The organism is Pantoea sp. B9002 (assembly GCF_013385945.1).
In the GTDB taxonomy this organism is placed as follows: domain Bacteria; phylum Pseudomonadota; class Gammaproteobacteria; order Enterobacterales; family Enterobacteriaceae; genus Pantoea.
Window position 1 is genome coordinate 50,353 of record NZ_JACAPA010000047.1, and the last position, 21,710, is coordinate 72,062.

The window sequence follows — 21,710 nt, forward strand, 5'->3', positions numbered from 1 at the left end:
GGCAAAGAAAGGTGTGCGGCAAGCTGGAATCGATTTATGGCAACGTAAGGAAGATCGTCGAGAAAGTTGCTAAGTTCATGCTAATGCGTATGATTCTCATTCTTCTTGTATTTTCCGTACGCGCACGCGCGCAACGGAGTCGTTCATCCATTGATGGAGTTGAGCATGAAATCGTTATTTAGCCCGCGCAAAGCCGCCGTAGCGGCAGCGATCGTCGCTGCATTCAGCCTGACCGCTTGCCAGGCTCCGGCTAAAAAAGCCGAAGCGCCAGCCGCCGCTGCTAAGCCAGTTGATACTTCTTTGACCCAGCGCACTCTGGGCGACGGCCTGTATGAAATGGCGTACTCGCCTGCTGCGAAAGCGTTATACGTTGCCAGCGCGCAGAGCTTTAAAGACGTTAACGGTGGTGTGATTTATCGTCTCGACCCAACCACACTGGAAACCAAAGGCGTTACTCATACCGATCTGAAAAACTTTGGTACGGCGATCGATGAAGCGGGCAACGTGTTCTACACCACCAACTCGCTGGATGGCGCTATCTCAAAAGTGGATGCGCAGAGCGGCAAAGTGCTGGAACGTTTAGTCTTCCCGGGCAAGAAAGATAAAGAAGGTTATCCGGCGGGCGCGCGTGAAGTGCTGTGGCACGGCAACGAGCTGTATGTCGGTCGCGTAGCCGATCCGGGTTACATCTCGGTGGTTGACGTGAAAACCTTCAAGCTGAAAGCCACCATCAAGAATGCAGGCAAATGGGTCACCGGCATCATCTATTCCCCGCTGACTGAGCGCATTTACGCGACCAACGGCGCGGGCGAGATTCTGGTGATCAATCCACGCACCCTCAAAATTGAGAAGCGCTGGACCGCCGGCGACGGTAAAGAGTATCTGTTCCTGAATATGGCGGAAGATCCGGCTACCGGCCGCCTGTTCGTCACCGACGATTCGAAAGGCAAAGCCACGCTGGTCTTTGATGAGCGCACCGGCAAAGTGATCAAGCGTATTGAAGGCGATGCGCTGGCGATTAAATTCAACGCTAAGCGTAATGAGATTTACATCAGCCAGCGCGAATCGAAGAAAGTGCTGCAGCTGGATGCCACCACTTACGCGGTGAAAAACAGCTGGTCGTTTGATAACAATCCAAACAGCCTGCTGATTGGCCCGGACAACAACACGCTGTATGTCACGTTGAAAGCGGAGTTCAACAAAGACTCCTCAACCAAAGGCCAGGATCAGATTGCGCGCATCGCACTGAAATAATCCCCGACCTGTAGCGATAATCCATGCCCTCGTAAGAGGGCATTTTTGTTTCTGATGGCTTATAACAGTGCAGGTTAAGCTGTTTTCCTCTGTTAATAATGAATAAGGCGCTGGCTATGTTTAAAGGATTGAGTGCGTTTCCCCTGACCCCGCTGAATGCTTCTGGTATCGACGAGCACGCTTTTCTCACCATCCTCGCGCGGCTCACTGCAGCAAAAGTGGATTCGCTTGGCGTGCTGGGATCCACTGGCAGCTACGCCTATTTCACGCGCGAACAGCGCAAGCGCGTTGCGACGCTGGCGGTGCAGCATGCGGAGGCGATTCCGGTGATGGTCAGCATTGGCGCGGTAAGCACCGATGAAGTGATGCGTCTTGCCGAGGATGCGCAACAGGCGGGTGCCAGCGCATTGCTATTGCCTGCGGTTTCCTATCAGAAGCTCAATGATGACGAGGTGTTTGGCCTGTATCAGGATGTCACGCGCCACGTTTCGCTGCCGGTGTGCATTTATGACAATCCTGGCACCAGCCACTTTGTGTTCTCCGATGCGCTGCATGCGCGTATCGCCACGCTGCCGCATATCGCTTCGATCAAAATTCCCGGCGTGCCTGCCGATATCACCGCGGCGACGCAACGGGTAAGCGCTTTGCGCGCGCAATTACCTGAAGACGTCACCATTGGCGTCAGCGGCGATGCCTTTGCCGCAGCAGGCCTAATCGCCGGTTGTGAAGTGTGGTATTCCGTATGCGGCGGACTGTTCCCGCGCATCGCCAAAGCAATGACGGATGCGGCGATGGCGGGAGATTTTGCGGCGGTGGCTGAACAGTCGCAAAGGCTGGAACCGCTTTGGGCGCTGTTTACCCGGCATGGCGGCAGTATTCGCGTTATCGCTGCAGCGGCCAGCTCGCTGGGCCTGGCAGAGAATGATTGCCTGCCGCGCCCATTGCGTTCGCTGTCGGCGGCGGATGTGGCCGAGGTGAAAAGGGTCATCAACGAACTCGAGTTGGCATAGTGATAATGAGCTGGTTAACTGTGATCGCACTAATAGTTAATCTGATAATAGTTTCATTGGGTATTATTGTTTCCATCGAAGGCGCACAGCCTTCAAATCAAACAACCAAAGGAATACGACCATGAATACTATCAAAACTCTGACTATCGCCGCTGCTGCCGCTCTTTCACTGATGTCTGCTGCCAGCTTCGCACAGACCGTTTCAGCCACTTCGCTGACTCTGGATGGCGCTGAAGCCAAAATCGCTGCTCAGGCAAAACAGAATGGTGAGCAATACAAAATTCTGGAAGCGAGCAATGGTAACGTCGTACATATGACTGCAGAACTTTACAAATAACGGATGGTTGCATACGGATGTGCCAGAACAGGTCGCCTACGGGCGGCCTTTTTTGTCGATATAACGCTGGAACTGTATAGTTACGTAAGTTATCGTGATCGCACTAATGGTTAATATTGAAACGATAACCTGAGTTATTATTACTTTCATCGAAGGCACACAGCCTTCTTATTAAACCACTAAGGATTATGACCATGAAAACCATCAAAACACTGTCTATCGCCGCTGTTGCTGCTCTTTCAATGATGTCTGCTGCTAGCTTTGCACAAAGTATTTCAGTTCAGTCTTCAACACTGGATGGTGCAGAAGCGAAAATCGCAGCGCAGGCGCAAGAGCAGGGCGCTCAGTACAAAATCACCAGCGCCAACACTAACAACCGCGTACACATGACTGCCGAGCTGTACAAATAAGTTAATCGCACAAGCAGTTGTGTTAAGGCCGCCTCCGGGCGGCTTTGTTGTATCTGAATGTCTGTAAATGGCCTGCGCATGTCCCGCCGCACGCCAGCGCTGTGTGTATCATCAACGCAGTTCTCCTCCACACGGATATCGCATGAAAACCTACGTCAGCAAAAACTTCTCACCCGCCAAAGCCTGGGATGCGTTAGACATCGCCAACTTCGCCGGCACCAGTGTGCGTCTGCACTGGACCAATCAACCTTACAAGTGGCACATCAATGATGGCGAAGAAGTGTTTGCGGTGCTGGATGGCGCGGTAGAGATGCATTACCGCGAAGCGGGCGAGGTGAAGAGAGTGCTGCTGAATAGCGGCGACATTTTTTACGCCAGCATCGGCACCGAGCATGTTGCGCACCCGCAAGGCGAAGCGCGCGTATTAGTGATCGAAAAAGAAGGTTCGGTTTAACGCGCCACCAGCGCTTCAATCTCTGCTTTTGCCTGCAGCAGCGACGCCAGCAAATGCGCGAACTGCTCATCAAAACGCAATGCCGGCGCGGCTATCGCTAAAGCATAACGCTCACCCGCGCCGGTTTGCAGCGCCACGCTGATGCCGCACACCCCGCGCGCATGCTCTTCACGATCGATCGCATAACCTTGCTGACGCGTAAGGGCGATCTCTTTCAATAGCGCCTTGGCATCCTGCAACGTTTTCTCGGTGCGCACATCTTTCAGCTGCGGCAGCAAGCTCTCCAGCGCCTCAGCGGATTGCTCCGCCAGTAACGCTTTGCCGTGTGCCGCGCAGTGCGAGGGAAACGCGGTGCTCACCGGCGAGGCCACACGCAACTCCCGATCGGAAACAAACTGACTCACCAGCACGGTATGACTGCCGCGCCAGACGCAGAGATCGACCGTTTCACGCGTGCGGCGGCCGAGTGTCGCCATCGCCGGTTGCGCCAGCGCAATGATATCGGTATGCGCCGATGCCGCGAGGCGAGCCAGCGCGGGACCCAGTTTGATGCCATCGCTATCCTGCAACAACAGCTGTTGCGTAATCAGCGAGGTCACCAGCCGATGCACGGTGGTGCGCGGCAACTCAGTGATTTTCGCCAAAGCAGACATGGTTAATCCCGCCGGACGATCTTCCAGCGCGCGCAGAATCGTGGCGGCGCGTGCGATCACCTGTGATCCGTTAGTTTCTGTTTCCACACTCATTTTTAGAGGATTCCGTGCGTTTGAGCTGGCGTCACTATAGCACGATGGCGCACGGTGATTGACAGCGCCGCCGATTCCTCTAACACTGACGTCCAGTATTCGGATTTAATGTCCATTATGTGGATATCAGGAGTTAATGTGTCATCCCTTAAACCTACCGGCGCATTTACCTTATTAGCCGTCAGTTGCCTGACAATTATGGTGGGCTGCGTGATTGTGCCCGGACTCGGCGAAATCGCTGCGCAACTTGGCGTCACGCATCTGGCGAGCTGGATGGTCACGCTGCCATCGCTCGGCGTGGTGCTGGCGGGTCCGTTGGCGGGACGTGCTATCGATCGCTGGGGCGCTTATTCACTGCTGCTGATCGGACTGTTTTGCTACGGCCTTTTCGGCGTCGCAGGCGCGTGGTTGCCGGGCGCGCTGCCGCAGATCATCGATCGTCTTTTATTAGGCTGCGCCACCGCGATGGTGATGGCGGCAGGTACCAGCATGATCGCCAGTTTTTACAGCGGTGAAGCGCGGCTGAAAATGATGGCGCGGCAAGGCATGTCCATCGAACTGGGTGGCGTGCTGTTTCTGTTTATTGGCGGCATTTTGGCCTCCATCAGCTGGCGCTGGCCGTATCTGCTTTACCTGTTTGCCTGGCTGATGTTGCTGATGGTGTTGATCAGCGTGCCACGTCCGCCGCAGCCGGTGGCATCTGAATCTATCGATGAGCAGGCGGGAAACAGCGATCGCACGCTGCGTCCGGTATGGCTCGCCGCGCTCTGTTCGATGATGTGCTTTTTCACCGCAGTGATCATGTTGCCGCAACGCTTTGCCGCGATGGGCATTGATGCCGCGCACATTGGCTATTTTCTCTCTTTCGTTTCGCTGGTGGCGGTGCTGGCCGCCGCCATCATGCCCGATGTGTCGCAGCGTTTTGGCGGTTATCCAACCTTAGTGATGGCGTTTGTCTGCTATCTACTGGCCCATCTGGAGTTTGCCGCTGCGGCTAACATGGTGCTGTTTATTCCCGGCGGTATTCTGCTCGGCATGGGATTTGGCCTGTCGATTCCGCTGGTTAATCATCTGACGGTGGAGATCAGCCAGCCGCAGGAAAGAGGCCGCCAGCTGGCGCGTTTATCGATGGCGATTTTTTCTGGCCAGTTTCTTGCGGCCTTTATGGCGTATTTGCCCGGCGGTTTCGTCAGCGCCTTTGCTGCGGCCGCGCTGTTAGCGGCAGTCAACGTTTTTGCCATGGGAAAAGTGGCGCGCTCGGTCACCGTGTGATTTGATAATCGTGCGAAAAGTAACCGTATGCGTGCATCGGGCGCTGTGTGGCGCGAGGCGAGTTTTATCCACAGGATAACGTCGACTCTACGCACGGGGATTGTGGATAACCTTGAGCGGTTTGGCTTTTTTTCGTCGGGGAAGGGCAAATCAGTAGAAAAAAGGGCTCACGCTGAACGTGAACCCTTGATGAATTATGACTGCGGCTGGCGGCGCACCGGTGCGCCGTTGGCAACATAGTAAGGCACGTTTTCACGCGGTAACGGCGGGCGACCGCGAATCATGTCGGCAATTTTCTCGGCGATCATAATCGTTGGCGCGTTTAAGTTGCCGGTGGTGATTTGCGGCATGATTGACGCATCCACCACGCGCAAGCCTTCAACGCCGTGCACTTTGCCATCATTCCCGACCACCGCCATCTCGTGATAACCCATCGCATTCGAACACGATGGGTGATAAGCAGTTTCGGCGTGTTCGCGCACGAATTTATCCAGCTCATCATCACTCTGCACCGTTAAACCAGGTGAGATTTCGCGACCGCGGAACGGGTCCAGCGCGCGCTGCGCGATGATTTCGCGGGTGATGCGAATCGCCGCGCGAAATTCACGCCAATCCTGATCGTCCGACATGTAGTTGAACAGGATGCTCGGATGCGCATTCGGATCCTTCGAGGTGACATGCACGCGGCCACGACTTGGCGAGCGCATGGAGCCGACGTGCGCCTGGAAGCTGTGCGTTTTAATCGGATTCGAGCCGTTGTAGTTAATCGCCACCGGCAGGAAGTGATACTGAATATTCGGCCACTCAAACTCTTCATCGGAACGAATAAAACCACCCGCTTCAAACTGGTTGCTGGCACCGATGCCGCTGCCATTGAATAACCATTCGGCACCAATCGCCGGTTGATTGTGCAGCTTGAGCGCAGGTGCCAGCGAAACCGGCTGTTTGCACTCATATTGCAGATACATTTCCAGATGATCCTGCAGGTTCGCGCCCACGCCCGGCAGATCGTGTACCAACGGAATATCCAGACTTCTCAGCAACTCTGCTGGCCCAACACCCGAACGTTGCAATACCTGCGGCGAGGCAATCGCGCCGGCGCACAGCAGCACTTCACGACGCGCGCGCGCTTCATGCGACTGCTCTTTCTGCAGCCATTTAACGCCGCAGGCACGTTTGTTATCAAACAGGATGCGGTCGGTCAGCGCGTGAACTTCAATCGTCAGGTTAGGACGCGAACGGGCCTGATCGAGATAACCGCGTGCGGTGCTGGCGCGACGGCCTTTCGGCGTCACGGTTCTGTCCATCGGACCGAAACCTTCCTGCTGATAACCGTTCAGATCGTCGGTACGCGGATAACCGGCCTGCACGCCCGCTTCCACCATCGCGTGGAACAGCACATTATTGCTGGCTTTTGGCGTGGTTACGCTGACCGGGCCGCAATCGCCGTGGTAGTCATTACCGCCGATATCGCGACGCTCGGCGGCTTTGAAGTAAGGCAGGCAATCGAGATAGCTCCAGTTTTCCAGTCCCGGCTGCTTCGCCCAGTTATCGTAATCCAGCGCGTTACCACGGATGTAGCACATGCCGTTGATCAGCGACGATCCGCCCAGACCTTTGCCGCGTCCGCACTCCATGCGACGGTTATTCATATGCGGTTCAGGATCGGTCTGGTAAGCCCAGTTATAGCGGCGGCCCTGCAGCGGGAAAGCCAGCGCGGCGGGCATTTGCGTGCGGAAATCCTGGCGATAGTCCGGGCCGCCGGCTTCCAGCAGCAATACGCTGACGTTGGCGTCTTCGGTCAGGCGCGTGGCCAGCACGTTACCGGCTGAACCCGCACCAATAATGATGTAGTCGTACTCCCTGGTGATGCTCATCTTGCGTTCCTTCGATTAAAACACGGAGGTGAACGGGTTCAGTTCAACCTGAATGGATTTGATGCGGGTGTAATGGGCGAGGGTAGAAATGCCGTTCTCGCGCCCAACGCCAGACTGTTTGTAGCCGCCCACCGGCATTTGCGCCGGCGATTCGCCCCAGCTATTAATCCAGCAGATGCCGGCTTCAAGGCGATGAATCACGCGGTGCGCGCTGGCCAGATCGTTGGTGACCACGCCAGCCGCGAGGCCAAAGTGGGTATCGTTGGCACGACGGATCACTTCCTCTTCGTCGTCGTAGGTGAGGATGCTCATCACCGGGCCAAAGATCTCCTCTTTGACGATGGTGTGATGATCTTCGCAATCGGTGAAAATGGTCGGCTGCACCCACGCGCCTTGCGCATAAGCGCCACGGGTTTCGCGCTCGCCGCCAATCAGCACTTTCGCGCCTTGCTGCTTGCCGAGTTCAATGTAACGCAGCACATTTTCCATGTGGGCGAAGCTCACCAGCGGGCCGAAGTTGGTGGCGGCGTCCATCGGCTGACCGAGGCGAATGCGCTGTGCGCGCAGCAGCAGCGCCTGTTCCAGCGCCGCTTTTTGCGAGCGATGCACAAACACACGCGTACCGTTGGTGCACACCTGACCGGAGCTGTAGAAGTTCGCCATCATGGCTATATCTGCCGCTTGCTCAATATCCGCATCCGGCAAAATCACTAGCGGCGATTTACCGCCCAGCTCCATGGTTACTTCTTTCAGCGTCGAACCTGCGGCGCTCGCCATCACTTTCTTGCCGGTTTCGATGCCGCCGGTGAAGGAGATTTTCGCAATGCGCGGATGTTCGGTCAGCCATTGGCCCACTTGACGGCCAGCGCCTTGCACCACGTTAAACACGCCGTCCGGCACGCCCGCTTCGGTGTAAATCTCAGCCAGCTTCAGCACGCTGAGCGGCGTAACTTCACTTGGCTTAAAGATCATGGCGTTACCTGCGGCCAGCGCTGGCGCGGATTTCCACAGTGCAATCTGAATCGGATAGTTCCACGCGCCGATACCGACGGTAACGCCAAGCGGCTCGCGGCGCGTGTAGAAGAAACTGGTATCGCGCAGCGGATACTGCTCGCCTTCGATGATGGTCGCCAGGCCCGCGTAATACTCCAGCACGTCGGCACCGGTGACGATGTCCACCGCGGAGGTTTCAGAGTAGGGCTTGCCGGTATCGAGGGTTTCCAGCTCGGCCAGTTCGTCATTGCGCTCACGCAGGATGGCGACGGCACGCAGCAAAATGCGTGAACGCTCGGTGGCGGTCATCGCCGCCCAGATGCGCTGGCCGCGCTCGGCGCTTTCGACCGCGCGCTCCACGTCAGCCTGGGTAGCACGTTGTACCTGTGCCAGCACTTCACCGTTGGCCGGGTTGATGGTGTCGAAGGTCTCTTGTCCACTGGCATCGGTCAACTGACCGTCAATGTAGAGTTTTTGTGTTGGGTACTTTGCCATTCTCTTCTGTTCCTTAGCTATTGGCTCTTTTTGTTACACAGCTGGCAGCGATGCCAGTTTTTCATCGACATAATCGCGGGCGATCAGACAAGCCTGCTCTACATCAAAATCCTTTCCGGTCAGGCTGCCGCGCAGCCACAAACCATCAATCAACGCCGCCAGTCCGCGAGCGGATTTCCGCGCCATGTCGTGCGACATCACCTGACGAAACAGGCAGCAAATATTCGAGTAAAGACGACGATCGTTAAGGCGCTGCAGACGGCGCAGTTCGCTGTTGTGCATGCTCGCGGCCCAGAAGTCGAGCCAGGCGCGCATCGAGTTCGCGCTGGTCTGGCTGGGATGGAAGTTGCCATCGATCACCGCATAAAGCTGCGCGCGCAGATCCTGCTGTGATGCCTTGGCCTGACACTCGGCAATGCCATCGCGCAGATCGCGCAGGATCTTGCGCATCGTCGCGTTTAACAATCCCTCTTTATCCCCAAAGTAGTGGCTCACGATGCCGGTCGACATGCCTGCCTCTTTGGCGACCTGCGACATGGTGATCCCCGCCAGCCCAACGTCGCCAATGGTTTCGAATGCGGCGTTAATCAGCTGCTCTTTGCGTTTCTCGGGGATTTCTTTGCGCACCGTCACGACTCCGATTTAATTTTTATTAAGGGGATTATTGATTGATTGAACGTTCAATCAATGTACTTTATGCTGCACGAATGTCAAATAAATGTGGTCGAATGTTAACTACGTGTTGCCATATGGAACCGCTGTTTACCTGCACCAAGGAAAAGAACCATGACAGTGAATAGTCAAAACCCCGTCAAAACAGAAGAAGAACCGATCCGCGTGAATTTCGCGGTATTTCTCAGCTCCGCCAGCGTGATTTTGCTGCTGGCCTTTATGATTGTGCTGTATCCCTCCGCCAGCCAGAAATGGCTTAACCATGCCCAGCTTTGGGTTGCGGATATGTTTGGCTGGTACTACATGCTGCTGATGGTGGTGTGTATGGTGTTTGTGTTCTGGCTGGCGCTGTCGCGATTTGGCCAGCTCAAACTCGGCCATGAGGATGAAAAGCCGCAGTTCGGTTACGCCTCGTGGGTGGCGATGCTGTTCTCCGCCGGTATTGGTATTGCGCTGGTCTATTACGGCGCATATGAACCGCTCGATCACTTCCTGCAACCGCCGGAAGGTCAGGGCGGCACCGTCGAAGCGGCGCGCCAGGCGATGGCAATCACCTTCTTACATTGGGGCCTGCATGGCTGGGCGCTGTATGCGTTGATCGCGACCGCGCTGGCGTGGTTTGCCTATCGCCGCGATCTGCCGCTGGCGTTACGTTCGGCGCTCTATCCGCTGTTCGGTAAACGCATTCATGGCTGGATTGGTCATCTGGTGGATAGCTTTGGCATTCTGGTGACGGTGATTTCGATGGTGACCAACCTCGGCATCGGCGCGCTGCTGGTCAACTCCGGCCTTAACTATCTGTTCCACATTCCGCAAAACATCCACGTGCTGATGATTCTGATCGTGGTGATGATGGTTGTGGCAACGCTGGCGGCGGTGACGGGCGTGGAGAAAGGCATCGCGATGCTCTCCAACATTAACGTCGGTTTCCTCTGCCTGCTGCTGCTGTTTGTGTTTGTTGCCGGACCCACCATGACGCTGGTTAACGGCATGATGCAGAACGTCGGGGATTATCTCACTTCGATTGTTGGCAAAAGCTTCGACCTTTACCTGTACGGTAAGGCGCGTCAGTGGCAGGGCGCATGGACGCTGTTCTACTGGGCGTGGTGGGTTGCCTGGGCGCCATTTGTTGGCCTGTTTATCGCGCGTATCTCCAAAGGTCGTACTATCCGCGAATTGATTTTCGGCGTGCTGCTGATTCCGCTCGGCTTCACGCTGGCGTGGCTGTCGCTGTTTGGTAATACCGCCATCAGTCTGGTGCTGGAAGGCGGCCATGCCATTCTCGGCGAGATCGCGCTGAGCGATCCACCGATGGCGGTGTTTAAGATGTTTGAGTATCTGCCGTTTACCCAGGTTGTGGCTGGATTCACCATCCTGATCAGCTTTGTGCTGTTCCTGACGCCAGTCGATTCCGGCACGCTGATGATTGCCAATCTGTCGAGCAAAGGCGGCAGCGTGAGCGACGATGCGCCCGCCTGGCTGCGTATCTTCTGGGCGTGCGTCACCACGCTGGTGTGCGCCGGTCTGCTGTATGCCGGAAGCTTCAGCGCGATGCAAACTGCGGTGGTGCTGTGCGGATTGCCATTCTCGATCGTGATCGTGCTGTATATGGCGAGTTTGTATAAAGATCTGCATCAGATGGCGCCATCAGAACTCGCCGCCGCAATGAATCAGAAAAACAGTTCAACACAGTAGGACGATAAATCGTAGCGGCGCAATTTATTGCGCGATAAATCGCGCCGCTACAAGAATGTGCAACGAAAAACAGTAAAGTATTATTCCAAGTTAAGCGCATTCACAAAGCGGCGCGTTATCTGCTGTGGACGCGTTATCGCGCCGCCCACCACCACCGCATGTGCGCCCAGCGCCAGACAATGCGCCGCCATTTCCGGCGTTTCAACATTCCCTTCGGCAATCACCGGCACTTTTACCGCAGCCAATACGTCGCGCAGGAAGCGACAATCATCAGCGGCCAAATAGCAGCCTTGCGTCTCTGCGGTATAACCGTGCAGCGTAGTGCCGACACAATCGAAACCTAATTGCGAGGCCTGACGCGCTTCTTCCACCGTGGCGATGTCGGCCATCAGCAGCAGTTGCGGATAGCGCTGGCGAATCGCCGCCACCAATGCCGGCAATTGCAAATCGCCGGGACGCGTGTGCAGCGTGGCATCCAGCGCAATCATCGCCGGATTCGCCACCATCAACTCATCCACTTCCCGCAGCGTCGCGGTGATATACACATCGCTGCCGGGATAGTCGCGTTTAATAATGGCGATAATCGGCAAATCCACGGTTTGCATAATCTGCTGCACGTCGATCAGGCTGTTGGCGCGAATCGCCGCCGCTCCGCCTTCCATCGCCGCTAACGCCATGCGCGACATAATAAACGGGCTGTGTAACGGCTCATCTTCCAGAGCCTGACACGAGACCACCAGTTTTCCCTGAATCTGGGCCAGCATCGGTGCTTTCATAGCGCGAGTAACTCCTCAACTTCATTTTTGATAATGGTGACGTGCGGGCCATAAATCACCTGCACGCCTTTGCCACGTTGGATCACGGCGCGTGCGCCGGTGGCTTTCAATGCGTTTTCATCGAGCTTGCTGCTGTCGATCAGCGTGATGCGCAGACGCGTGGCGCAGCAATCCAGTTCGGCGATGTTCTGCTTGCCGCCTAAAGCCGCGATGACCTGCAGTGGACGTTCTTCGGCGGTCATCGGCGCAGTTTCTATGCTGGCGTCTTCGCGCCCCGGCGTTTTGAAATTGAAGCGGGTGATCAGCAGGCGGAAAGTAAAGTAATAGAGCAGGAACCACGGCACGCCAACCAGCGGGACATACCACCAATGGGTTTTCGCTTCGCCCTGCAATATGCCGAACAGAATGAAATCGATCAGGCCGCCGGAGAAGGTTTGGCCAATGGTGATGTGCAGGATGTGGGCGATCATGAACGCCAAGCCATCGAACAGTGCGTGGATGACGTACAACACCGGCGCGACAAACAGGAACGAGAACTCAATCGGTTCGGTGATGCCGGTAAGGAAAGAGGTCAGCGCCGCCGACAGCAGCAATCCGGCCACGCGTTTGCGGTTTTCCGGTTTCGCGGTGTGGTACATCGCCAGACACGCGCCGATCAGGCCAAACATCATGGTGATGAAGCGCCCTGACATAAAGCGCGAGGTGCCAACGAAGAATTGTTGCGTGTTGGGATCGGCAAGCTGGGCAAAGAAGATGCGCTGCGTGCCTTCCACCAGATGTCCGTTGATCACTTCGCTGCCGCCGAGTGCGGTGGTCCAGAACGGCAGATAGAAGATGTGATGCAGGCCGAACGGGCCGAGCATGCGCAGCACGAAGCCGTAGATAAAGGTGCCGAAATAGCCGGTGGCGTCTACCAATCCGCCCAAGCCAAAAATCAGCTTCTGGAAATGCGGCCAGACAATGGTCATCGCTGCGCCCACCAGAATGGCGACGAAGGAGCTGATAATCGGCACGAAGCGCGAGCCACCGAAGAAGCCAAGGAACTGCGGCAGGGCGATTTTGTTGTAGCGGTTATGCAGCATGGCCGTCACTAGCCCGATCACCACGCCACCAAATACGCCGGTTTCCAGAGTCTGAATGCCAAGCGCCATACCTTGTCCCACCGCGCTAAGGTTGCCCTGCGCCAGCACGCCGGTTAGCGTCAGCAGCGCATTGATGGTGGCGTTCATCACCAGATAAGCCAAGAGCGAGGCCAATCCGGCGGTGCCTTTGTCGCTTTTGGCCAATCCTACCGCTACGCCAACCGCAAACAGCACCGCGAGGTTGGCGAACACCACCGATCCGGCGCTCGCCATGATGGTGAACACGCCTTGCAGCCAGGCGACATCGAGGAAGGGATAGGCTTTGACGGTGTTGGGATTGGAGAGTGCGCCGCCAATGCCCAGCAGCAAACCGGCCGCCGGTAGCACGGCGATCGGTAACATGAACGACTTACCAAAACGCTGGGCTTTTTCAAACCAACCTCCTGAAGAGGCACCGCTGAACAGTGATGACATAAATTTTTATCCCTGAAGTGATGTTGTGGTAAAAATTATTACCACAATCTAATTCATTAGATGAAAATTTCCATCATTATTGTGATAGCTTTCACTTATGCTCTAATCTGCTGCACACTGTGCGCCATTAATGTCGTGAAGAAGAGAGGCCGCCATGACGGACAATGAAAACATCTTGCTGCACTTGCGCCAGGGCTTGCCGGGCTACAGTCCGACGCTGCAAAAGCTGGGCGATTTCATCCTCACCGACCCGCAGAAAGTGCTGTATCTCACCATCACCGAACTGGCGCGCGAAACCGATACCAGCGAAGCGAGCGTCACGCGGCTGTGTCGTCATCTCGGCTGCAAAGGCTATACCGAATTCAAAATGGCGCTGGCGCTGGATGTGCAACACAATCAGCCCGCCGCCATCGCCAGCGGCGACAACATCGACATGCTGGTGGAGGAAACGGTGCAGGCGCTGCGGGATACCGGAAAATTCATTAACCGCGAAGTGTTACAGCAGGCGGTGGAAGCGCTGCATCAGGCTAAAACCATCCAGATCTACGGCGTGGCGGCCAGCGCGATTACCGGTGAATATCTGCACTATCGCCTGTTGCGCTTAGGTAAATCGGCGCAGCTGTTTGGTGATATGCATCGCGCGGCGATGAATGCCTCGACGCTCAGAGAGGGCGATTTGGTGATCGCCATCTCCGCTTCCGGCTCAACCAAAGATGTGATGCATGTGGTGAAGGTGGCGAAGAAGCAAAACGCGCGCGTGCTGATGCTGAGCAACACGCTGCGTAGCCCGATGGGCAGTTTAGCCGATATGCTGCTGGTGGCTGCGCGGCCGGAAGGCCCGTTCAACGCCGGTGCGCTGAGCGGCAAAGTGGGCGCGATGCTGCTGGTGGAAGTGCTGATTAACGAGTTGATGACGCATGATGCCAGTTATCTGGCGGCCAGCCAGCAAACGGCAACGGCGACATTGCCGATGCTGATGTAAAACGGCAAATCCGTAGCGGCGCAATTTATTGCGCGTTTTTACAAGTGTAAAAAGGCCTAAAGAGCGCGATAAATCGCGCCGCTACGGAATAGTGTAAATAGATTTAAGCGGTATTTCAGTTATTCGCTGGCTAATGCCGCTACCGGATCCATGCGTGCTGCTTTGCGCGCGGGCAGGTAACCAAAAATCATGCCGATGATGGTGGAGCAGGCAAAGGCCGCGCCCGCTGACTGCCACGAGAAGATCGCCGTGATCATGCCGCCCGCCAGCAGGCTGATAATCGGTCCAATCACCAGCGCCAGCGCGACGCCGAGCGATCCGCCCACCAGACAGACTAAAACCGCTTCGATCATAAACTGCTGCATGATGTCGCCGCGTCGCGCGCCCACCGCCATGCGCACACCGATTTCATGGGTACGCTCCGTCACCGACACTAGCATGATGTTCATCACGCCGATGCTGCCAATCATCAGCGCAATCGAGGCGACCAGCAGAATCAACAGCGTTAGCGTTGCGGCGGCATCCTCAATCGCTTTGCGGTATTTGTCGCGGTTGAAGACCAGGAAATCTTTGCTGCCGTGACGCGCGGTCAGCAGCTGCGTCAGCGATTCCACCGCCGGGCCGCTCACCACATCGTCCTTCAGCTTAATGCTGATGCTGGTTAGCGCGGTTTGGCCGCTGATGCGATACATCACGGTGCTCCACGGCAGCCACACGCTGAGGCGATTGGGCGACATGCCATCGTTATTATCCGCCACGCCAATCACGCGCACCGGCACCGAACCCAGCACGATCATCTTGCCAATTGGGCTTTCCCCGTGTTCGCCAAACAGTTTGTTGCGCGTGTTGGTATCAATGATGATCTCCTGACGCGCGTGACGTTCATCGCTGAAGTTGCTGCCTTCCAGCAGTTTAATGCCCTGAATCTGGAAATACTCCTTACCGACGCCGTACACCGAGGTTTTGGAGGCGTTGGAGAGATAGCGAATTGGCTGATTGGCGATCATCTCCGGGCTAACCGCCGCAACAAACTGCTGACGCCCAATCACGTCGGCATCCGCCATCACCAGCGTCAACACCGGATGCGCTTCATCCTCGACAAAATCACCGCCGGCATAGATCGACACCACGTTAGTGCCGAGCCCGGAAATGCTCTCCAGCGTTTTTTGCCGCGCGCCCTGGCCGAGCGCCACCACCGTGACCACCGCCGCGATGCCAAAAATAATCCCGGTCATGGTCAGCGCGGTACGCAGTCGATGCGCGTTCATGGCATTCAGCGCCATGCGCAGCGATTCGCGTAAGCGGTCGAGAAATCCGCGCAGTTTGCTCTGACTTTTACGCGCGGCGGGCGCATATTGCGCGCGCGTTGCATCCTGTTTGCGGCCGCTGTCGGCAACAATTTCGCCGTCCTGAATCTCAATGATGCGATCGGCGTGCTGCGCCACTTTCATGTCGTGCGTCACGATGATCACCGTGTGACCTTCGCGATTGAGATCGTGCAGGATACGCAGCACCTCTTCGCCGGAGTGCGAATCCAGCGCGCCGGTCGGTTCATCGGCAAGAATGATCTCGGCACCGTTAATCAGCGCGCGCGCAATACTGACGCGCTGCTGCTGTCCGCCGGACAGCTCGCCCGGTTTGTGATGTTCGCGGCCCTGCAACCCTAAACGCGCCAGCAGATCCGCCGCGCGCTGCAGCCGCGCTTTGCCCTGCAGATTGGCGTAGATCGACGGAATCTCGACGTTGCTCAAGGCGCTGAGATCCGGCATCAGATGATAGCGCTGGAAGATAAAGCCGATATGTTCGCGGCGCACTTTCGCCAATGCATCCGGCGACAGCGTGGCGGTATTCTGACCACCAATCAAATAGTCGCCGCTATCCGGCGCATCAAGGCAGCCGAGAATATTCAATAGCGTCGATTTACCTGAACCGGACGGCCCGATAATCGCCACCAGTTCACCGCTGGCGATACTCAGATTAATGTCTTTCAGCACATGCAGAGATTGCGAACCGTTAACATAGCTGCGCTGAATGTTTTTCAGTTCGATGATATTCACATCACCACCTTGTCGGCGCCCGCCGTCTGCGTGGCAAGGATCACTTTCTCGCCGACTTTTAATCCGCTCAGCACCTGAATATCAACGCTGTCAGTAATGCCAGTGGTGATGATGCGTTTCACCGGCTGGTTATCCTGATCGGGGATTTCCACATAGGTTTTGCCGTCAGCGTCTTTCTTCGTCGCCTGCACCGGCACCAGCAATGCCTCTTTGGCGGAATCACGTAGTAGGTTGACCTGCGCCGTCATGGAGATGCGCAGCGCGTTGTCGGGGTTTGGCACATCCAGCAGCGCGTTGTAATAGACCGCGGCGTTGGTGCTGCTCGTTGTGCTTTCGCTATTGCCCATCAGCGCGTCATCTTTCATCACCGATTCCGGCGCCAGTTCGAGGCTACGCAAGGTGGCGTTGTAGCGCTTGTCTGGATTAGAGAAGGTGGTGAACCAGGCTTGCTGGCCCGGCTGCACGTTGTTGATGTCGGCTTCGGAGATCTGCACTTTAATCGTCATGGTGCCGAGCTGCGCCAGCTTAGCGATGGTCGGCGCGGTTTGTACCGCATTCACCGTTTGACCTTGCTTCGTGACGATGGCGATGACCGTGCCGTCCATTGGCGCCATGATGCGGGTATAGCCGAGATCGAGCTGCTTTTTATCCACCTCAATCTGCGCCTGAATCACGCGCGCTTTTTGCGCTGTTAGCTCGGCGCGTGCACTGCGCCAGTCTTGTTCAGCGGTATCAAAATCCTGACGCGAGATCGCATTGGTTTTGATCATCTGCTGCAAGCGCTGATATTGCGCTTGCTGTCGTACCAGCGCAGCTTCGCGGGTTTCCAGATCGGCCTGCGCCACGCTCAGCGCCGCCTGCGCGTTACGCAAATCGCTGCGCTGCGGCTGATCGTCAATTTCAGCGATCAGCTGGCCTTTCCTGACGTTATCGCCGGCTTTGATATAGAGCTTTTTCACCTGACCAGAAACCTGGGCCCCGACGTTGACGCGTTCGACCGCATCCATTTTGCCGGTAGCAGCAATCACGTTTTCGATATTGCCCTGACGCACTTCAGCGGTGACCACCGCGTTGGGTTTATTGCGTGAACCGGCGTAATGCCAGATCAACAGCAGGAAAATGACCGCAGCAAGCGTGGCGAATAGCCACTTTTTCGAGATATTGAGCATAAGCGTCCCTTTTATGAAGCGAGAATCATAATCACTAAATGGGACAAACTGGAGAAAATTCGCCGGATTTATCTGAGGCCCCGGCACTTACTGGCGTAGGGTGGCCATTTATGGCGTAATGCTCGCCAGTTACGACATGAAAATCCCTAATTACCGAGAGCACACATTGTAGCGGCGCAATTCATTGCGCGATAAATCGCGCCGCTACGGAATGTGCGGTGATTTAATACGGCGCTTAACTGATCGGTATTACGCCATTTATGGCGACCGTATCACTACAAATCGAGCTGGGTTTTCAGCTTCGCAATCTCCTCACGCCACTGCGCTTGCAACGCCGGTTTCTGATGCTTCGGCTTGCGCGCCAGATCTTCATCCAGCTTGCTTTCCATCTCCAGCAACGCCAGCAGCAAAGCATCTTCATCCAATGCTCTTTCCGTCGCCGCAGCTGCAACAACCTCAGACTTGGCTATCGCCTGCTCAGCACGCAGGCGCTCGGTCACCGCGTCAAAATCGTGCCACTCGCCGAGCCGCTGATCCTCAATCAGCCAGAAGCGGTTGCAGCTGTTGGCGATTAACTGACGATCGTGCGACACCAGCAACACCGCGCCGTCGAACTGATTCAGCGCCTCTGCCAGCTCCTCTTTGCCCACCATATCCAGATGGTTGGTGGGTTCATCGAGCAGCAGCAGCGAATAGCGCGCCAGCGTCAGCCCAAAAAACAGCAAGCGCGAGCGCTCGCCGCCGCTGAGTGATCCAATCAGCTGCTGATGACGCAGATACGGAAAACCCGCACCGATCAGCGCCATCTTGCGCTGCTCATCGCTGAGCGGAGCAAAATGCGCCAGCGCGTCACTTAGCGTTTCCGCATCGTGCAGCTGATGCAGACTTTGATCGTAATAACCGAGGCGCGCGCGGGGATGAAACAGCGCGCTATCTGCTTGCTGAGATTCACGCCACAAATGGCGCAGCAGCGACGACTTACCGCAACCGTTGCGGCCAACAATCGCCACGCGATCGCCACTTTTCACCTGCAGCGTCGGCAGTGAAAACAGTGCAGGCGCGTCATCGGCTGGACGAATCGACATCTCAGGTAACGCCAGCACGCGATCGGCATCCAGCGCTTCACCTTGCAGTTGCAGCCGCCACAGCGATCCTTCGCTCAGCGTGGTTTGTGCCTCTTTCAACCAGCCGGCGCGCTTCTCCATCTGCTGCGCCTTGCGCGACAAACCTTCGTTATCGTAGGTGCGCCCCCAAATCGCCAGACGTTTGGCGCTTTTTTCGACGCGTTCGATCTCTTTCTGCTCGGCCTGATAACGCTGAGCGTCAGCGTCATCCTGCTCGATTAGCGCCTGACGCGCCGCGCTGCAGGGCAGACGGAAGAATTGCAGACCGCGATCGCGCAGAATCCAGCTGCAGTTGGTCACCCGATCCAACAAGGTGCTGTCGTGGGAAACCAGCACGAAGCTGCCGCTCCAGCCGTTGAGGAAATTCTCCAGCCACAGCAGCGTCGGCAGATCGAGATGGTTGCTGGGTTCATCGAGCAGCAGCAGATCCGGTTGCAGGATCATTGCGCGCGCCAGTAGCAGACGCATATGCTGACCGCCGCTTAGCGTTGCGGCGATTTGCACTTGTTGCTCAGCGGTGAAACCCAGGCTGCCCAGCAGCGCTTCGGCGCGCCAGCGATCACCTTGTTCCGGCAAGCGCGCCATCACGCCATCCAGCAGCGACGCGTTGTGCAGTTCAGCTGGCAGATGCTGCTCGATGCGCGCCAGTAAACAGTGATTAGCCGGCGTAACGCTTCCGTGGCTGGCTTCCAGTTCACCACTGAGAATTTTCAATAAGGTGCTTTTGCCGGTGCCGTTATCACCCAGCAAACCGATGCGATCGCCTTTTTTCAGGCTGAAATGGATATCGTGAAACAGCGAGCCGAAGGCGTTATCGAAGCCGACAGCGTGGGCGGACAGTAAAGTGCTCATGTGCTTACTCATAAGTTGCAGGCGCAAAAAGGCCCGTCGTCAGAAATCGCTGACGACAACCCGGTAAGCCGGAGGAAGGGATTAGATTTTCAGTTAACTTCGCTCAGGACGGATTATCGCAGCACGAGTGCGGAAATGCCTGAACGCGGCCAATTACTATAGAAGTGTGAGTAAATAAACAGTTCACACGATGGCATAGTAATCCTCCTTAGTTATCAATGGGTGAATAAGTGAGCTGATGATAGTAACGGAAATGTGAATTTTCCAGTGAAAAATGCCAGCAGTGTGGCGGCAATCGCTATGACGTACCGGGCAGGATTGTTGATTTGTATTGAGATTATTGAGCTGGGAAGTGATGTTATCCAGTTTATTGCTTTTACTCGCTTTTTTGCTTTTTGAATGTGCCAAAAGCTATGAATGTAAGGAATGCTCAATATTTGTCAGTTTTGGTTCGGAAAAATCGTAAAAAATGTCATGAAAAATCCTAAAATGACCTTATTAAGGCTAGGTTTAATAGGGCTAAGCTACCTTTGTAACTAATTGATTATAAAATGATGTTTATTTTTTTCAGCTCTTTTTGCTATTTTCAGGTCAAAATTAGCTAAATATATTTTTGTGAATTTTTTGTTTTATGGTGAGGGTGATAGAAACAAAAAAGCAACATTTAAATTTTTAAACTAAAAAAATATCATTAAGTAGATTTTTATGTTGCTTGATCCATGTTTGGTAGTTATTTACTTTAATAAATTAGTCCCATTGTCACATTTTCCCCATTTTAATAACATTTCATTGCATCAGATGAACACTAAAACTTTCGAATGGAGAAGGCGCCGACATGGAAATGGGAACGATAAACTTCTAAGGAGTCTTTGTGCCTTTTGTCTCTGACGAGCTTTTGTATGGATACACGATTTTCAATCATCTTGAGTATCGGCTTTTAACAAGAACGCTTATCAACACCAAGAATGGACGTATTAAAAGATTCGGTAAGACGAAAGCGAGACTATTCGAATATCTCCTCGCGGGGATGGATAACGAAATTGTCTTCGATAATGACATCATCATGCACGTTTTTGAAGATTATGGACTACGGTGCTCGAAATCCTATTTATTGTCGATGATGAAGAAAATCCAGCACGCGTTTAATACCGTGGGATTTGAACGATACCCTTTTATAAGAATGTATGGGAAAGCGTACAAAATCGACTGCGATTCTTTAGAACGCATATATGTTTTCAGACCTTCTTCACAATGACGATGATAAATTTATAAGGAATAAATTTTGACGGCGCTATTGGTTTTTTCACGAAACTTTGCCATAAAGCAGGCAGTTACTTCATTAACCTTAGCCAATGGAAAAGTATTTTATTTCGACAATCGCCTGGAGTTTTTAGTAAGTGCGACCATCCTGGGTAAGTCCTACATTCTTATCGATACAATAGGAGAAAGTAGCGAGAATATTCGGTGGATCTATTATCGGCTTGAGGAAAGGGGGTTGTTATCTCTAACCTATTTTATTGCGCCAGAAGATAATGCAGATAACGTTTTCTTAAAATCATTTCGACTTGTCACCACGCTTAAAGATCTTAAGCAATTGTGCGAGCGCGCCTCTAAATTCCGGACGGCGGAAAATTCATGCGTATTAAAAGACGTGTTGTATCAGAGGCTATCGACGCGACTGTCGAACGAACATTTGAACTTTCTCCTGAAGGTTTATGACAAATCGACGCGCCAGTATCGAATTAGAAATAAATGCGAGGTTAATAAGAATTACTATTTGCGAAATCGTCTGGAGTTAGGCAGCGGTCTGGAAATGAAGCAGCTTATTTTACTTTTATCATCGCAGAGCCTGAGGTGCTCATAGATAAATAACGCCCAATTAATGCCTTGAATGAAAAACTTTGATCTAGCGGCCCTGTTCCGCCCTTACTGCGCAAAAGTTTATTTTGTGCAGGTACCTTTAATCCTGAGGATAAATA

General features: G+C 54.7%; 18 protein-coding genes. 9 read left to right on the top strand and 9 right to left on the bottom strand.

Annotated elements, in window-relative coordinates; all coding sequences use genetic code 11:
- Window positions 1-165 precede the first annotated feature (165 nt).
- The 5 genes from HX773_RS20875 (at window position 166) to HX773_RS20895 (ending at window position 3,465) form a co-directional block, all read left to right on the top strand.
- Window positions 166-1,254 carry a YncE family protein gene (locus HX773_RS20875; protein WP_176973135.1) on the top strand — a complete coding sequence of 363 codons (1,089 nt, stop codon included), beginning with the start codon at window positions 166-168 and terminating at the stop codon, window positions 1,252-1,254.
- 116 nt (window positions 1,255-1,370) lie between these two features.
- Window positions 1,371-2,264, top strand: coding sequence for a dihydrodipicolinate synthase family protein (locus tag HX773_RS20880; RefSeq protein WP_176973136.1), 894 nt, complete (start codon window positions 1,371-1,373; stop codon window positions 2,262-2,264).
- 121 nt (window positions 2,265-2,385) lie between these two features.
- Window positions 2,386-2,601, top strand: a complete 216-nt coding sequence (locus tag HX773_RS20885; RefSeq protein ID WP_176973137.1) for a YdgH/BhsA/McbA-like domain containing protein — start codon at window positions 2,386-2,388, stop codon at window positions 2,599-2,601.
- A gap of 194 nt (window positions 2,602-2,795) precedes the next feature.
- Window positions 2,796-3,011 (top strand): YdgH/BhsA/McbA-like domain containing protein, encoded by a 216-nt coding sequence (locus HX773_RS20890; RefSeq protein WP_154157496.1) that lies wholly within the window; start codon window positions 2,796-2,798, stop codon window positions 3,009-3,011.
- A gap of 142 nt (window positions 3,012-3,153) precedes the next feature.
- Window positions 3,154-3,465: a cupin domain-containing protein gene (locus HX773_RS20895; protein ID WP_176973138.1), complete on the top strand. Its 312-nt coding sequence runs from the start codon at window positions 3,154-3,156 to the stop codon at window positions 3,463-3,465.
- Here the strand turns inward: HX773_RS20895 and HX773_RS20900 are convergent.
- Complete coding sequence (locus HX773_RS20900; RefSeq protein WP_176973139.1) at window positions 3,462-4,211, bottom strand: IclR family transcriptional regulator; 750 nt, start codon at window positions 4,209-4,211, stop codon at window positions 3,462-3,464. The two genes, HX773_RS20895 and HX773_RS20900, sit on opposite strands and share 4 nt — an antisense overlap.
- 138 nt (window positions 4,212-4,349) lie before the next feature.
- Between HX773_RS20900 and HX773_RS20905 the strand changes: the two genes are divergently transcribed.
- Entirely contained in the window at window positions 4,350-5,483 is a 1,134-nt protein-coding gene (locus tag HX773_RS20905) for an MFS transporter (protein WP_176973140.1), read from the top strand.
- Window positions 5,484-5,677: 194 nt separating this feature from the next.
- Here the strand turns inward: HX773_RS20905 and betA are convergent, their stop codons facing one another.
- From betA to betI, 3 genes are read right to left on the bottom strand one after another with little or no spacing between them, the layout of a single operon-like run.
- The gene (gene betA, locus HX773_RS20910; protein ID WP_176973141.1) at window positions 5,678-7,360 is read right to left on the bottom strand and encodes a choline dehydrogenase; all 1,683 of its coding nucleotides are present in this window, start codon (window positions 7,358-7,360) and stop codon (window positions 5,678-5,680) included.
- A 15-nt stretch (window positions 7,361-7,375) separates the two neighbouring features.
- Window positions 7,376-8,848, bottom strand: coding sequence for a betaine-aldehyde dehydrogenase (gene betB / locus HX773_RS20915; protein ID WP_176973142.1), 1,473 nt, complete (start codon window positions 8,846-8,848; stop codon window positions 7,376-7,378).
- Between the two features lie 33 nt (window positions 8,849-8,881).
- Window positions 8,882-9,475, bottom strand: coding sequence for a transcriptional regulator BetI (betI, locus tag HX773_RS20920; RefSeq protein ID WP_176973143.1), 594 nt, complete (start codon window positions 9,473-9,475; stop codon window positions 8,882-8,884).
- Between the two features lie 159 nt (window positions 9,476-9,634).
- Here betI and HX773_RS20925 point away from each other — a divergent pair, with 159 nt between their 5' ends.
- A complete protein-coding gene (locus tag HX773_RS20925; RefSeq protein ID WP_176973144.1) occupies window positions 9,635-11,215 on the top strand; it encodes a BCCT family transporter in 1,581 nt (526 codons plus the stop codon).
- A gap of 80 nt (window positions 11,216-11,295) precedes the next feature.
- Here HX773_RS20925 and HX773_RS20930 read toward each other — a convergent pair whose 3' ends face one another.
- Together HX773_RS20930 and HX773_RS20935 are read right to left on the bottom strand one after the other, a co-directional pair.
- A complete protein-coding gene (locus HX773_RS20930; RefSeq protein ID WP_176973145.1) occupies window positions 11,296-11,991 on the bottom strand; it encodes an N-acetylmannosamine-6-phosphate 2-epimerase in 696 nt (231 codons plus the stop codon).
- Window positions 11,988-13,547 carry a maltose/glucose-specific PTS transporter subunit IIC gene (locus tag HX773_RS20935; protein ID WP_176973146.1) on the bottom strand — a complete coding sequence of 520 codons (1,560 nt, stop codon included), beginning with the start codon at window positions 13,545-13,547 and terminating at the stop codon, window positions 11,988-11,990. The genes HX773_RS20930 and HX773_RS20935 overlap by 4 nt, the downstream gene beginning before the upstream one ends.
- 154 nt (window positions 13,548-13,701) lie before the next feature.
- On the opposite strand from HX773_RS20935, the gene HX773_RS20940 reads away from it, so the two are divergent.
- Entirely contained in the window at window positions 13,702-14,529 is an 828-nt protein-coding gene (locus tag HX773_RS20940) for a MurR/RpiR family transcriptional regulator (protein WP_176973147.1), read from the top strand.
- 119 nt (window positions 14,530-14,648) lie between these two features.
- Here the strand turns inward: HX773_RS20940 and HX773_RS20945 are convergent, their stop codons facing one another.
- The 3 genes from HX773_RS20945 to HX773_RS20955 all read right to left on the bottom strand — a co-directional run bounded on the left by HX773_RS20945 (window position 14,649) and on the right by HX773_RS20955 (window position 19,731).
- Complete coding sequence (locus HX773_RS20945; protein ID WP_176973148.1) at window positions 14,649-16,586, bottom strand: MacB family efflux pump subunit; 1,938 nt, start codon at window positions 16,584-16,586, stop codon at window positions 14,649-14,651.
- The gene (locus tag HX773_RS20950) at window positions 16,583-17,755 is read right to left on the bottom strand and encodes an efflux RND transporter periplasmic adaptor subunit (RefSeq protein ID WP_176973149.1); all 1,173 of its coding nucleotides are present in this window, start codon (window positions 17,753-17,755) and stop codon (window positions 16,583-16,585) included. Before HX773_RS20950 ends, HX773_RS20945 begins: the two co-directional genes overlap by 4 nt.
- 275 nt (window positions 17,756-18,030) lie before the next feature.
- Window positions 18,031-19,731 carry an ABC-F family ATP-binding cassette domain-containing protein gene (locus HX773_RS20955; protein ID WP_176973150.1) on the bottom strand — a complete coding sequence of 567 codons (1,701 nt, stop codon included), beginning with the start codon at window positions 19,729-19,731 and terminating at the stop codon, window positions 18,031-18,033.
- A gap of 1,282 nt (window positions 19,732-21,013) precedes the next feature.
- On the opposite strand from HX773_RS20955, the gene HX773_RS20960 reads away from it, so the two are divergent.
- The gene (locus HX773_RS20960) at window positions 21,014-21,595 is read left to right on the top strand and encodes a hypothetical protein (RefSeq protein WP_176973151.1); all 582 of its coding nucleotides are present in this window, start codon (window positions 21,014-21,016) and stop codon (window positions 21,593-21,595) included.
- Window positions 21,596-21,710: the final 115 nt, after the last annotated feature.